We start from the raw sequence: 13,824 nt of genomic DNA, 5'->3' as shown, positions 1-13,824 counted from the left end.
GTCGTGCGGGTCAGCGGCCGGAGCCGGACTCGGCGGGCTTCCAGCGGAAGAGCCGCTTCTCCAGGAAGGTCAGCAGGCCCTCGGCGAGCAGCGCGACGACCGCGAGGATCGCCATCGCGGCGTACACGCCGGCGGAGTTGAAGGTGCCCTGCGAGGCGGCGACCAGCAGGCCGAGGCCCTTGGTGGCGCCGATGTACTCGCCGACGATGGCGCCGATCAGGGCGAATCCGAAGCTCACATGGAGGCTGGTGAAGATCCAGGACGTCGCGGAGGGGATGACGACCTGGAGGGTGACCTGGCGGTCTCCGGCGCCCAGGATGCGGGAGTTGGCGACCAGGTTGCGGTCCACCTCGCGAGCGCCCTGGAAGGCGTTGAAGAAGACCGGGAAGAAGACCAGGACGACCGCGGAGGCGACCTTGGAGGCCGGGCCGAGTCCGAACCAGATCAGGAAGATCGGCGCGAGCACGATGCGCGGCAGTGCGTTGAGCACCTTGATGTAGGGGCCGAGCACGTCGGCGAGGAAGCGGACCCGCCCGAGCGCGATGCCCAGCACCACGCCGGCGACGACGCCGATGGCCCAGCCGAGCAGGGCCTCGTAGAGCGTGTACCAGATCTGTTCCCACAACGAGCCCTGGGCGGTGCCGTCCACGGCCCAGGTGCGCATCTGCTCCCAGATCCGCGACGGCATCGAGAAGTGGAAGGGGTCGATGACCTCGGCCCTGGCCAGCCACTCCCACAGGCCCAGGACGGCGATCAGCAGCAACGCCCGGCTGCCGTACACCAGGTAGGCGCGGTTGCGGGCGGCGCGGGCGCGGGCCCGCGCGCGGTCGGTGGTCTTGGTGACGGCGGCCATAGGGGCCGCCACGGTCTCAGGCGGCATCAAAGGCACCCCTCTCGCGGGTGATGCGGACCTCTTCGCCGAGCGAGGCCCAGATCTCGCGGTAGATCTCGATGAACCGCGGCTCCAGCCGCACCGACTCGACCTTGCGCGGGCGCGGCAGGTCGATCTCGAAGACCTCCTTGACCGTCGCCGGACCGGCGGTCATGACGACGACCTTGTCGGCGAGCGCGATGGACTCCTCCAGGTCGTGGGTGACGAAGACGACCGAGGCACCGGTGCCCGACCACAGCTCCAGCAGCTCGTCGGACATCAGCGCGCGGGTCTGCACGTCGAGCGCCGAGAACGGCTCGTCCATCAGCAGGATCTCGGGGTCGTTGACGAAGGTGGCCGCGAGCGCCACGCGCTTGCGCTGGCCGCCCGAGAGCTGGTGCGGGTAGCGGTCCTCGAAGGCGGACAGGCCGACGCGGGCGAGCCAGGCGCGGGCCCGCTCCCTGGCCTCGGCCTTGGGCACGCCGCGGAAGCGGGGCCCGGCCATGACGTTGGACAGCACGGTCCGCCAGGGGAAGACGGCGTCCTGCTGGAAGACGAAGCCGACCTTGTCGCCGATGCCGCGCACGGGCTCGCCGGCGACCAGCACCTCGCCCTCGGTGGGCTCCTCCAGCCCGCTGACCAGGGTCAGGGTCGTGGACTTGCCGCAGCCGGTGGGGCCGACCACGGCGACGAACTCTCCGCGCCCGACGGTCAGGTCCAGGTCGCGGACGGCCGTGTGCAGGGCCCCCGACGGGGTCCGGAACGCTTTGCTCGCACCCCGCAATTCGATGGCGGGGCTGGTCTGTGTGCTCATGGGCCGGGACGGTAGGTGCGGCCCCGGTGGCGGGGGCAGCCTTGCGGTCACAACTCCGTGTTGTGCCCACAACCCCCTGTTCTGCTCGTTTTGCTCGCGCTACGACAACGAAAGAGCCACAGGGGCTGGGCAGCGGACCCCGGCCGCGTTTACGTTGCGTTCACAGCCGGGCAAACGGACGAGCGAATTCCGCAAGGGCGCGGAACACCGGGAAGGGTGGGGGTGACGTACATGCGCATCCGCTGGCCCCGCCGTGTCTTCGCCCAGGTGCTGCTCGTCCAGGTGGTCCTCACCACCGGCGTGATCACCCTGGCCACCGGGCTGTTCCTCGCCCCGCTCAGCTCGCAGCTGGACCAGCAGGCGATGCGGCAGGCGCTGTCCATCGCGCAGACCACCGCCGCGACCCCCGGTCTCGCCCATGATCTGGTCACCACCCGGCCCAGCGTCGGCGGACCGGTGCAGGAGGAGGCCGAGCGGATCCGCCGTGCCACCGGCGCCCTGTACATCGTCGTCATGGACACCCGGGGCGTGCGCTGGTCGCACACCGACGCCGGCCGGATCGGCCGGCATGTCTCCACCGATCCCAGCGTGGCCCTGTCGGGGCGGGAGATCATGCAGATCGACCGGGGCACCCTCGGCCGCTCCGCGCGCGCCAAGGTGCCGCTGTACGGCGACGACGGCAGGCTCGTCGGCGCCGTGTCGGTGGGCATCGCCTACGACAGCGTCCGCGAGCGGCTGCTGGCCACCGTCCCCGTGCTGCTGCTGTACGCGGGCGCCGCGCTCGGGGTCGGCGTGCTGGCGGCGCTGCTGGTGTCGCGGCGGCTGCAGCGCAGGACGCACGGGCTGGCCTTCGCCGACATCTCCGCGCTGCTCGACGAGCGTGAGGCGATGCTGCACGGCATCCGTGAGGGCGTCATCGCGCTGGACGCCCGGGGCAGGGTGCGGCTGCTCAACGACGAGGCGCAGCGGCTGCTCGGCCTCGGCCCGGACGCCACGGGCCGTGCGCTGGACGAGCTGCTGCCGCCCGGGCGGACCACCGACCTGCTGGCCGGCCGGGTCGTGGGCACCGACCTGCTGACGGTCAGTGGGACGCGCGTGCTCGTCGCCAACCGGATGCCCACCGGGGACGGCGGGGCCGTGGCCACCCTGCGGGACCGCACCGAACTGGAGCGGCTGGGCCGGGAGCTGGACAGCACGCACGGACTGCTGGACGCGCTGCGCGCCCAGGACCACGAGCACGCCAACCGGCTGCACACCCTGCTCGGGCTGCTGGAGCTGGGCCTGTACGACGAGGCCGTGGACTTCGTCGGAGAGGTCGCCGACGCCCAGCGGGCCTCCGCCGAGCAGGTCGCCGAGCGGGTCCGGGATCCGCTGCTGTCCGCCCTGCTGGTCGGCAAGTCGGCGATCGCCGCGGAGCGGGGGATGGCCCTGTCGGTCTCCCCCGCCACCCTGCTGCCCGATCGCGTCGTGGACCCACGCGACCTGGTCACCGTACTCGGCAACCTCATCGACAACGCCCTGGACGCGGCCGGTTCGCTCGTCGAGGTGGAGCTGCGCGCCGAGGGGACGACGGCCGTCCTGCGGGTGTCCGACGACGGCCCGGGCGTACCGCCCGAGGCGCGTGAGCGGATCTTCGCCGAGGGCTGGACGACGAAGCGGTCCCCGGCACACCGCGGCCGCGGGCTCGGCCTCGCGCTCGTACGGCGGCTCGCCGAGCGGTACGGCGGCATGGCCCGGGTGACCGCCCGCGCGGGCGGCGGCGCGGTCTTCACCGTCGTCCTGCCGGAGGCGCTCGCCGACGCGGAACTCACCACCGCGGCGTCGACGGCGTCCGCGGCACCGGCACCGGCACCGGCACCGGCACCGGCAGGGGGGACACGATGATCGATGTCATGGTCGTGGACGACGACTTCCGCGTCGCCGAGATCAACGCGGCGTACGTCGCCAAGGTGCCCGGCTTCCGGGTGACCGCCCGGGCCCACACCGCCGCCCAGGCGCTGGCGACCCTGGAGCGCATGCACGTCGACCTGGTGCTGCTCGACCACTACCTGCCGGACGAGACCGGGCTGACCCTGGTGCGGCGCATGCGGCAGCTGGGTCACACCGCGGACGTGATCATGGTGACGGCCGCCCGCGACGTGGCGACCGTGCAGGCGGCGATGCGCTTCGGGGCACTGCAGTACCTGGTCAAGCCGTTCAGCTTCGCCGGCCTGCGGGCCAAACTGGACGGCTACGCGGCGCTGCGGCGCACGCTCGACGGCGTCGGCGGGCGCGGCGAGGCCGGCCAGGAGCAGGTGGACCGCATCTTCGGCGCGCTGCGCACCGCCGGGGCGGCGCCGGCGGAGCTGCCCAAAGGGCACTCGGCGCCCACCGCCGACCTGGTGCGCAAGGTCCTCACCGAGGCCGCGCGGCCCCTGTCCGCCCACGAGGTCGCCGAGCGCGCGGGGATCAGCCGCTCCACCGCCCAGCGCTATCTGAAGTTCCTGGAGCGCGAGGGCCGGATCAGCCTCACCCTGAAGTACGGCGACACCGGCCGCCCCGAGCACCGGTACGCGTGGGCGCGGTCCGGCTGATCCGGTTCACCGGCGGGCGAGTTCATGGCTCAGCGCCCGTGCCGCGGCGCACACCACGGGTGCGACGCGGTCCAGCCGCAGCCCCCGTGTGGCCCCGGTGACGGAGACGGCGGCGACGGGGAAGGCACGGGAGCCGAGCCGGGGGCCGTAGACGGGTGCCGCGACGGCGGAGACCCCGACCTCTGCCTCCTCCCAGTTCACGGCGTAGCCGCGAGCGCGGGTGCGGACGAGGTCCTGCTGGAGCAACCGCGGCACGACGATGGTGCGCGGCGTGCGCCGGCGCAGCCCGACGCCGAGCACCGCGGCCAGGCCCGGCGGGGTGCCGTAGGCGAGCAGCGCCTTGCCGGTGGCGGTGCAGTACGCGGGGAGGCGGCCGCCGACCCGGGAGACGATCGGCATGGAGCGGCGGCCGGTGAGCTTCTCCAGGAAGACGGTGTCGGCGCCGTCGACGACCGCGAGGTGCACGTTCTCGTGGGTGGCCTCGTACAGTTCCTCCATGAACGGCAGCGCCGCCTCGCGCAGTCGCCGGTGCGGCACCCGCTGGCCCAGCTCGAAGAGGGCGAGGCCGAGCCGGTAGCCGTCCGTTCCGCGCTCGACGAGACCGACGTCGGTCAGTTCGGCGAGCAACCGGTGCACGGTGGACTTGGGCAGTCCGGTGCGGGCGGCGAGTTCACCGAGCGGGATCACGTCCTCGCCCGCCGCGAAGGCGCCGAGCAGCGCGGCTCCGCGGGCCAGCATCGACCGGCTCTCCGTCACGGGGGCATCCTCGGCGCTCATGAGTGGCCCCGCAAGGGCACCTCGACCAGCAGCGGGCCGTCGAGTCCGCGCACCGCCGCGACGGTCCGCGCCAGTTCCTCCGTCCCGTCCACACGGACCGCGGGGACGCCGAAGAAGCGTGCGGCCAGCCGCCAGTCGAGCTCGCCCAGGTCGAGGCCGGGATGGGGGGCGGCGGGGGTGCCGCCCCCGGTGCCGCCCCGGCTGCCGAGGGTGTCCTTCAGGGTGCGGTACTCGCCGTTGGCCATCACCGCGAAGAGGACCGGCACCCGGTGGCGCGCCGCGCTCCACAGCCCCTGCAGCCCGAACATCGCACAGCCGTCGCCCAGGACGGCCACCACCGGGCGTTCCGGCGCGCCGAGACGGTGGCCGACGGCCGCGCCGATGCCCCAGCCCAGACCCCCGCCGACGGTGTGCACGAAGCCGCCCGGCCGGTCCCGGCGCAGCACGGTGCGCAGGTGCACCCCGACGGTGATCGACTCCTCGACGAGCACCGCGTCCTCCGGCAGCGCGGTGGCCAGGGCGTGCGCGGCGGCGAGCGGGTCGACCGGGATACGGCTCCGCGCCGAGCGGGCCCGCAGGTCGCACCGGGCCCGTGCCTCGGCGTGGCGGGCACCCGCCTCCCGGATCCGGTCGCGGGCGGTCTCCTCGGGGACCAGCCGGGCCAGGTGGCCTGCGAGCACGGCCAGGGAGGAGTCCAGCGGGCCGGTCAGGCCCAGGGCGACGGGGAAGTTGCGCCCCGGCTCGGCGGCGTCGGCGTCGATCTGGACGACCGTCAGGTGCTCCGGGACGGGTGGGCCGGGGCTGTAGTGGTGCGGGGTGAAGGCGCGGCAGCCGGCGATGAGCAGCGCGTCGTGCCCCTTCAGCTCTTCGTGGATGCGGGCGTTGACGGGTGGCAGCGGCCCGGCGTAGAGCGGGTGGGAACCGGGGAAGTCCAGGTGGTCGTTCATCGGCTGGTGGTAGGTGACCGCGCCGAGCGCCTCGGCGACGCGGACCAAGCCCGCGACCGCCCCCTCCCTGCCGACGCCGTCGCCCGCGACGATCGCGGGCCGTTCGGCGGCGGCCAGGAGGACCGCGGCCCGGTCGAGCCCGCCGGCGGGTCCCGGCGGCGCGAGGGGGGAGCGTGCGGGGACCTCCACGGGTGCGGCGTCCTCGAGGACGTCCATCGGCACGGAGAGGAACACGGGCCCCTGCGGCGGCTGCCGGGCCAGCGCGAAGGCCCGGCGCAGCACGAGCGGCAGGTCCTCGGGGCGGTGCACCTCCTCGGCGCGCTTGGCCGCGCCGGAGGCGAGGGCGACCAGGTCCCCGGCGAGCATGGGGTCCTGGAGGAGGTGGCGCCGGTCCTGCTGGCCCGCCATGACGACCAGCGGGGTGCGGGAGCGCCGGGCGTTGAGCATCCCGATCAGGCCGTTGGCGGTGCCCGCGGCGATGTGCAGGCTGGCGAAGGCCGGACGGCGGGTGGCCCGGGCGTAGCCGTCGGCCATGGCGACGACCGAGCCCTCCTGGACGCCGAGGACGTACTCGGGCGTGGCGCCGGGCCCGGACAGCGCCTCGAGGAAGGGCAGTTCGGTGGTGCCGGGGTTGCCGAAGACCCGGTCGACGCCCTCGTCGGCGAGGATCTCCAGCAGGGCCCGCAGAGCGGTCGTCATGGCGGGGGCGCCTCTCATACGCTCATGCCGCCGTCGACCGCGACGGTGGCTCCGGTGGTGAAGCTCGCGTCCTCGCCCGCCAGGTGGAGCACGGTGCGGGCGATCTCCTGGGGTGTCGCGTGCCGGCCGAGGGGGATCATCGCGTCGAACGCCCTGGCCGCGTGCTCGGAAGGCTGCCCGGTGGCGGCGGTCTCGATGCGCCGCATGAAGGGCGTGTCGGTGGGGCCGGGGTGGATGCTGTTGACCCGGATGCCGCGGGCGGCGGCCTCGCGTGCCGCGACGCGCATCAGCCCGACCTGGGCGTGCTTGGCGGCCGCGTAGCCGCTGATGCCGGGGTCGGCGGTGAGTCCGGCGACGCTGGAGTTGATGATCACGGAGCCGCCGGGTCCGAGGTGCGGGAGGGTCTGCCGGAGCAGCAGGAACGCGCCGACGACATGGACGTCGAGGACCCGCCGGAAGACCTCCTCCGGGTAGTCCTCGATGGCGGCGACCTCGCCGGTGATCCCGGCGTTGCTGAAGACGACGTCGAGCCGTCCGAAGCGTGCGAGGCCACCGGCCACGGCGGCGGCCACCTGCGCGGCCACGGTGACGTCCGCGACGTAAACGGCGCAGCGCTCGTCGCCCAGTTCGGCCGCGGCGGCGCGCAGCGCAGCATGGCGGTGGCGAGGGTGACGATGAACGTCGGCAGTCCCACGTATGTCGCCACGACCGCGTTGCCCGCGCCGAGCAGCGCCGACAGCACCAGTACCGCCGCGGACGCCGCCCACGGGGACCAGCCGTCGCGGATGCACACCGCCCCCACGGTCACCCCGAGTGCGTAGACCCCGCCGACCGAGAGGTCGACCTCGCGCATGGCGAGGGCGAAGACCATGCCGGCCGCCATCAGGCCCACATAGCAGGCGCTGTGGGCGGTCCCGGTCAGGTTCGACCGCGACACGAAGTCCGGCTCGGCCAGGCCCACGACGAGCACCAGCAACACCAGGACCGCTGCCACGCCCGTCTCGTCGCGCAGCAGCCAACGCACAGGTCTGGATGGCATGCCGCACAGCGTGAAGGCGTTGCGGACCCGCGGCAATCAGAGCGTTCCGTCAGGCGGAACGCCGTGCTCTGGGGCGCGGTGCGCAGCGGTGTCCGGGTGGCGCGGCGCCCTGGGGGGCCGGTGTCACACCGCGCCGGCCCCGGTGAGGGAACGCACCTCGACCTCGGCGAACTTGTCCTCGTCGGCACGCTCGCGGGAGAGGACCGTGCCCAGCCATCCCGCGGCGAAGCCGAGCGGGATGGACACCAGGCCGGGGTTCTCCAGGGGGAAGAACTGGAAGTCCACACCCGGGAAGAGGGATTGCGGACTGCCCGACACCACCGGGGAGAGCAGCACGAGCACCACCGCCGGAAGGAGGCCCCCGTAGATCGCCCACACCGTGCCGCGGGTCGTGAACCTCCGCCAGAACAGCGTGTAGAGCAGCGCCGGCAGATTGGCCGACGCGGCGACCGCGAACGCGAGCCCCACCAGGAAGGCCACGTTCTGGCCCTGCGCGAAGAGGCTCAGCGTGATCGCCACTGCGCCGATGCAGACCGCGGCCACGCGGGCCACCCGCACCTCCTGGTGCTCCGAGCGCTTGCCGCCGGCCGCCGGCCTGCGGCGGCGCAGCGTCGCGTGGAGGTCGTGCGCGACCGAGGCGGACGAGGCGAGGGTGATGCCTGCCACGACGGCGAGGATCGTGGCGAAGGCGATCGCTCCGACGACCGCGAAGAGAACCGTTCCACCGGTCGACCCCGCGCCGCCGCCCAGATCGAGGGCGAGCAGTGGCACCGCGGTGTTGCCGGCGGCGTTGGAGGCACGCACCGCATTCGAGCCGACCAGCGCCGCCGCGCCGAAGCCGAGCACGATCGTCATCAGGTAGAAGCCGCCGATGAGGCCGATCGCCCACACCACGGAACGCCGCGCCGACCGCGCCGTGGGCACGGTGTAGAAGCGGGACAGGATGTGCGGCAGCCCGGCGGTTCCCAGGACCAGGGCGAGACCGAGGCTGATGAAGTCCAGCCGGTCGGTCCAGCTGTGCCCGTACAGGACGCCGGGGCCGAGGAAGCTCCGGCCGTGGCCGCTTCCGTCGGCCGCCGAGCGCAGCAGCGCCCCGAGGTCGCCGTGAAAGCGGAGGAGGACCAGGACCGTGAGGGTGATCGTGCCGCCCATGAGGAGCACGGTCTTGACGATCTGGATCCAGGTCGTGGCGCGCATGCCGCCGAAGGCCACGTAGAAGACCATGAGCGCGCCGACACCGATGACGGTCCAGGTGCGGGCGGCCGAACCCTGACCGCCGAGCAGCAGGGAGACCAGGCTTCCGGCGCCGACCATCTGGGCGACGAGGTAGAGCACGGAGACGGTGACCGAGGAGGTGCCCGCGGCGATCCGGACCGGGCGCTGTCGCATGCGGGCGGTGAGGACGTCGGCGAGGGTGTAGCGGCCGCAGTTGCGGACCAGTTCGGCGACGAGGAACAGCACGAGCAGCCAGGCGACGAGGAAGCCGACGGAGTAGAGCATGCCGTCGTAGCCGAAGAGCGCGATGAGTCCGGAGATGCCGAGGAAGGAGGCGGCGGACATGTAGTCGCCGGCGATCGCGAATCCGTTCTCCAGAGGGGAGAAGAGACGGCCGCCGGCGAAGAACTCCACCGACGAGCTGCGCCGGCGGCCCGCCCAGGCGGTGATCGCCAGGGTGACGGAGACGAAGACGGTGAAGAGGACCAGCGCCAGTCCCTGGTGGTTGCCGGTCACCGCATCCGCTCCTGGGTGTCCCAGCGCAGGTCGAGGGCGGCCCGGTCGCGGCGCAGCCGGGCGTGCCGGGCGTAGGCCCAGGTCAGCAGGAAGGTCGAGGCGAACTGGGCGAGTCCGAGCGCCATCGCGACGTTGAGTTCGCCGACCAGCGGCCGGGCCATCAGCCGCGGCGCGGTCGTGGCGAGGACGACGTAGAGCAGATACCAGGCGAGGAATGCGGCGGCCGCCGGGAAGACGAACCGGCGGTAGCGTGAACGCACTTCCTGGAAGGGGCCGCTGGCCTGCACCTCCCGGTACACCCCGGCGTGTCCTTCGGCCGGGCGGGCCTGCGACGGGACGGAGACGGGCGGCGGTTCGGGCCCCTCCCACTCCCCCGCGGCCAGGACGTCGTACCAGGGGTCGTCCACCCGCAGCCCTCCGGTTTCCGCCCGGTCGTGCTCTTTCACGAACTCTCCTCGCTTCACCGGCCGATCGGCCGTGCGCCCAAGCATGGACATTGCGGGAAGATCCGGGAGCCCCCAAGCAGAAACCTTCACCTCATCGGGTGACGGTGCCCCACTCCTGAGGGTGGGGAAACGCCGGCGCCCCCGCGGCCGGATGACCGCGGGGGCGCCGGTGTGCGTGACGCGGTCCGTCAGGCGTCGATCCGGGAACGGTCGAGTGTGGCGGCGGAGTTGGCGATGAACTCGCGGCGGGGCGCGACCTCGTTGCCCATCAGCAGGTCGAAGGCGAGCTCCGCGCCTTCGAGGTCGCTGATGTTGATGCGGCGCAGGGTGCGGTGGCGCGGGTCCATCGTGGTCTCGGCCAGCTGGTCGGCGTCCATCTCGCCGAGACCCTTGTAGCGCTGGATGGAGTCCTTGTAGCGGATGCCCTTGCGCTCGAACTCCAGCAGCGTCTCGCGCAGCTCCCGGTCCGAGTACGTGTAGACGTACTTGTCCTGGCCCTTGCGGGGGTTGACGAGCTCCACCCGGTGCAGCGGCGGCACGGCGGCGAAGACCCGGCCGGCCTCGACCATGGGCCTCATGTAGCGCTGGAAGAGCGTCAGCAGCAGACAGCGGATGTGGCTGCCGTCGACATCGGCGTCCGTCATCATGATGATCTTGCCGTAGCGGGCCTGGTCGATGTCGAAGGTGCGGCCCGAGCCGGCTCCTATGACCTGGATGATGGCGCCGCACTCGGCGTTCTTCAGCATGTCCGTGACCGAGGACTTCTGGACGTTGAGGATCTTGCCCCGGATCGGGAGCAGCGCCTGGAACTCCGAGTTCCGTGCGAGCTTGGCGGTGCCCAGCGCCGAGTCGCCCTCGACGATGAAGAGTTCGCTGCGGTCCACGTCGTCGCTGCGGCAGTCGGCCAGCTTGGCGGGGAGCGAGGAGGACTCCAGAGCGGTCTTCCGGCGCTGGGCGTCCTTGTGCTGGCGGGCGGCGATCCGGGTGCGGGCGGCGGCCACCGCCTTCTCCAGGACGGCGCGCGCCTGCTGCTTGTCGTCCCGCTTGGTGGAGGTGAGGAAGGCCTTGAGCTCGCGGGAGACCACATTGGCCACGATGCGGTTGGCCGCCGAGGTGCCGAGCACCTCCTTGGTCTGCCCCTCGAACTGCGGCTCGGCGAGACGGACCGTGACGACCGCGGTCAGGCCCTCCAGGGCGTCGTCCTTGACGATGTCGTCCTCGGCGACGCGCAGCATCTTGGTGGCGCGCAGCACCTCGTTGAAGGTCCGGGTGACGGCGCCCTCGAAGCCGCGCACATGGGTGCCGCCCTTGGGGGTGGCGATGATGTTCACGAAGGAGCGCAGCGTGCTGTCGTACCCGGTGCCCCAGCGCAGGGCGACGTCGACGCCGAGCTCGCGGGTGACCTCGGTGGGGGTCATGTGACCGCGGTCGTCGAGGACCGGGACGGTCTCCTTGAAGGTGCCGCTGCCGGTCAGCCGCAGCACGTCGCAGATCGGCTTGTCGGGGGTGAGGTACTCGGCGAACTCGCTGATGCCGCCGTCGAAGTGGAAGGTGTCCTCGACCGGCTTGCCGTCCTCGGAGCCGTTGTCGGGGCGCTCGTCGCGGACGACGATCGTGAGCCCGGGGACCAGGAACGCGGTCTGGCGGGCGCGCTGGTGGAGGGTGTCCAGCGAGAGCTTGGCGTCCTTGAGGAAGATCTGGCGGTCCGCCCAGTAGCGGACGCGGGTGCCGGTCCGCGCGCGCGGCACCTTCTTGACCTTGTCCAGCCCGTTGCCCGGCTCGAAGGGCGCCTCGGGGCCGGCCTTGGCGAAGCCGCCGGGGACCCCGCGGCGGAAGCTGATCGCGTGCGTGTGTCCGCCGCGGTCGACCTCGACGTCCAGCCGCGCGGAGAGCGCGTTGACGACGGAGGCGCCGACGCCGTGCAGACCGCCGGAGGCGGCGTAGGAGCCACCGCCGAACTTGCCGCCGGCGTGCAGCTTGGTCATGACGACCTCGACGCCGGACAGACCGGTCTTGGGCTCGACGTCGACGGGGATGCCGCGGCCGTTGTCCCGTACCTCGACGGAGGCGTCGTCGTGGAGGATGACCTCGATGTGGTCGCAGTGGCCGCCCAGGGCCTCGTCCACCGAGTTGTCGATGATCTCCCACAGGCAGTGCATGAGGCCGCGGCTGTCGGTCGAACCGATGTACATGCCAGGGCGCTTGCGGACCGCTTCGAGACCCTCGAGCACAAGCAGATGTCGCGCGGTGTAGTTGGAGCCGTCACGATCTGCACCGGTCAGCAACGCGGTGGACGGCACGGATGTCTCGGCGGTCACGCGAACGTCTCCTCGATGAAGTTCTTCAGCCGTATCGGTGAGAGGGTACCGAGGTCACGCGCGGCCGTTTCGCCGCGACCCGGTATGGGCACCATGCTAGCCCGTTATCGAAGGTACGTTCGATCCCTCGTTTGAGTGATACACATGTCACGTTCCCCTGGAGGCATGAACCATTTAGGCTCGGGGCACGTCCTCCTCAACAACCGGCCGCAGGGCCGGGGGGAGACAACTGAACAATCTGACCAGATCTGCCAGAACGACCCGAAGCCGACAGATAAGACGCCAGAGGATCATTCGCCGCCAATCGGTAGCATCCGGCCGCTACAACAACAGTTTCCAAGGAAAAGACCTGAGCGGGAACAGTTTCGGCCTGGTTGGATGTTGACCCTGGTACGACAGCTCGTCGAGCTAGAGAAGAGGCGACGTGACTACAGTTCTGACCCCCGCGAGCCCGCTGACTGCGGCGGACCGCTGCGACCGTTGCGGCGCCCAGGCCTACCTGCGCGTCGTCCTCATCAGTGGCGGCGAGCTGCTCTTCTGCGCGCACCACGGGCGGAAGTTCGAGCCCGAGTTGAAGAAGATCGCTGCGGAAATACAGGACGAGACCGGCCGGCTCACCGCCACGCCGGCCGTCGCGAGCGATGACGAACGCTGACGCGTAGCACTGCGACGAGCTCTCGAAGACGGGCGGCCCTCCTCGTGGAGGGCCGCCCGTCGGCTTGTCCGCTCCACGTCATGAATGCCGGCTGACCAGTCCCGCCACGGCGGAGACCCGGGTGTAGACACCGGGGTGGCCCGCCTGCGCGCATCCCGCGCCCCAGGACACCAGCCCTATCAGCCGCCCGTCCGCCACCAGCGGACCGCCGCTGTCCCCCTGGCACGAGTCGTGCCCTCCGGCGAGATCGCCGGCGCACACCATGCCGCTCCTCTGGTACGTGCCTTCCGCACTGCCCGGATAGGCCTGCTCACAGACCGAGTCGGCGAGTACCGAGACGTTCGCCGCCATCAGGATGTTCGAGTAGGTTCCCAGGCCCGCCGTGTCCCCCCAGCCGAAGACCTGCGCCGGCGTACCGGCCTCGTACGGCGCCGTGTCCCCGGGCGCCGCCATGCGTATCGCGCTCCCCGCGGGGAACGGCTCGGCCGTTGTGACGACCGCCACGTCACCGCTGTTCGTCGTCGGGTCGTACGCGGGATTGACCCAGACCTTGCGGACCGGCACCTCCGCGCCCTGCGAGCCGGCGAGATCCGTCCGTCCGGCGATGATGCGCAGATCGGGCACCTGGCTCCAGTCGCCGCCCAGCGCGGTCGGGCTGAAGCAGTGCGCCGCGCTGACCACGGTGTTCGGCCCGACGAGTGCTCCGCCGCAGAACTGCCCCGAGCGGCCCTCTCCATAGCGGGACCGGCTCGACAGGATCACCGCCCACGGATACTGCTCCGTGGTGACCGGCGTGCCGCCTATGACACCGTTGTCGGCGCCCGGGGCGCCGGGGGCGTACCCCACCGCCGCGGCGGTGGCGGAAGCCGGCAGCGACAGCGCGAGCGCAGACCCGGCTATGAGCCCGCCGATCAGCGTGCGGATCGAGGAACGCATGCATTCTCCTCACCGTCC

At 72.2% G+C, this 13,824-nt stretch carries 12 protein-coding genes and 1 pseudogene; 3 read left to right on the top strand and 10 right to left on the bottom strand.

Translation table 11 applies throughout. The features are described 5' to 3' along the window. Nucleotides 1–10 precede the first annotated feature (10 nt). Nucleotides 11–880 carry an ABC transporter permease gene (locus AB0F62_RS21620; RefSeq protein WP_361801242.1) on the bottom strand — a complete coding sequence of 290 codons (870 nt, stop codon included), beginning with the start codon at nt 878–880 and terminating at the stop codon, nt 11–13. Further along, nucleotides 870–1,685 carry an ABC transporter ATP-binding protein gene (locus AB0F62_RS21615; protein WP_361801239.1) on the bottom strand — a complete coding sequence of 272 codons (816 nt, stop codon included), beginning with the start codon at nt 1,683–1,685 and terminating at the stop codon, nt 870–872. Before AB0F62_RS21615 ends, AB0F62_RS21620 begins: the two co-directional genes overlap by 11 nt. A 231-nt stretch (nt 1,686–1,916) precedes the next feature. Here AB0F62_RS21615 and AB0F62_RS21610 point away from each other — a divergent pair, with 231 nt between their 5' ends. Both AB0F62_RS21610 and AB0F62_RS21605 read left to right on the top strand, forming a co-directional pair. Further along, nucleotides 1,917–3,569 (top strand): sensor histidine kinase, encoded by a 1,653-nt coding sequence (locus tag AB0F62_RS21610; protein ID WP_361801236.1) that lies wholly within the window; start codon nt 1,917–1,919, stop codon nt 3,567–3,569. Then, nucleotides 3,566–4,258: a response regulator gene (locus AB0F62_RS21605; RefSeq protein ID WP_361801233.1), complete on the top strand. Its 693-nt coding sequence runs from the start codon at nt 3,566–3,568 to the stop codon at nt 4,256–4,258. Before AB0F62_RS21610 ends, AB0F62_RS21605 begins: the two co-directional genes overlap by 4 nt. Nucleotides 4,259–4,264: 6 nt before the next feature. Here the strand turns inward: AB0F62_RS21605 and AB0F62_RS21600 are convergent, their stop codons facing one another. From AB0F62_RS21600 to AB0F62_RS21570, 7 genes and pseudogenes are all read right to left on the bottom strand, one after another. Beyond that, nucleotides 4,265–5,014 carry an IclR family transcriptional regulator gene (locus AB0F62_RS21600; RefSeq protein ID WP_361801230.1) on the bottom strand — a complete coding sequence of 250 codons (750 nt, stop codon included), beginning with the start codon at nt 5,012–5,014 and terminating at the stop codon, nt 4,265–4,267. A 17-nt stretch (nt 5,015–5,031) separates the two neighbouring features. Beyond that, complete coding sequence (locus AB0F62_RS21595) at nt 5,032–6,681, bottom strand: thiamine pyrophosphate-binding protein (RefSeq protein WP_361801227.1); 1,650 nt, start codon at nt 6,679–6,681, stop codon at nt 5,032–5,034. A gap of 14 nt (nt 6,682–6,695) precedes the next feature. Then, complete coding sequence (locus tag AB0F62_RS21590; RefSeq protein ID WP_361801224.1) at nt 6,696–7,448, bottom strand: SDR family oxidoreductase; 753 nt, start codon at nt 7,446–7,448, stop codon at nt 6,696–6,698. Next, nucleotides 7,397–7,534 (bottom strand): annotated as a pseudogene (locus AB0F62_RS21585) (ABC transporter permease); the annotation flags it as partial. The pseudogene AB0F62_RS21585 and the gene AB0F62_RS21590, both read right to left, overlap by 52 nt. Before the next feature lie 309 nt (nt 7,535–7,843). Further along, on the bottom strand, nt 7,844–9,451 hold the full coding sequence (locus AB0F62_RS21580) for a cation acetate symporter (RefSeq protein WP_361801221.1): 1,608 nt from the start codon (nt 9,449–9,451) through the stop codon (nt 7,844–7,846). Continuing rightward, entirely contained in the window at nt 9,448–9,897 is a 450-nt protein-coding gene (locus AB0F62_RS21575) for a DUF485 domain-containing protein (protein WP_361801218.1), read from the bottom strand. Before AB0F62_RS21575 ends, AB0F62_RS21580 begins: the two co-directional genes overlap by 4 nt. Before the next feature lie 188 nt (nt 9,898–10,085). Beyond that, nucleotides 10,086–12,215 (bottom strand): DNA topoisomerase IV subunit B, encoded by a 2,130-nt coding sequence (locus AB0F62_RS21570; protein ID WP_361801215.1) that lies wholly within the window; start codon nt 12,213–12,215, stop codon nt 10,086–10,088. A 424-nt stretch (nt 12,216–12,639) separates the two neighbouring features. Here AB0F62_RS21570 and AB0F62_RS21565 point away from each other — a divergent pair, with 424 nt between their 5' ends. Continuing rightward, entirely contained in the window at nt 12,640–12,870 is a 231-nt protein-coding gene (locus tag AB0F62_RS21565; protein ID WP_361801212.1) for a hypothetical protein, read from the top strand. Between the two features lie 78 nt (nt 12,871–12,948). Here AB0F62_RS21565 and AB0F62_RS21560 read toward each other — a convergent pair whose 3' ends face one another. Beyond that, nucleotides 12,949–13,806: a serine protease gene (locus AB0F62_RS21560; protein WP_361801209.1), complete on the bottom strand. Its 858-nt coding sequence runs from the start codon at nt 13,804–13,806 to the stop codon at nt 12,949–12,951. Between the last annotated feature and the right edge of the window lie 18 nt (nt 13,807–13,824).

This window comes from Streptomyces sp. NPDC026673 (assembly GCF_040638135.1).
Classification (GTDB): Bacteria; Actinomycetota; Actinomycetes; order Streptomycetales; family Streptomycetaceae; genus Actinacidiphila.
This window is presented reverse-complemented; position numbering and strand designations above follow the sequence as displayed.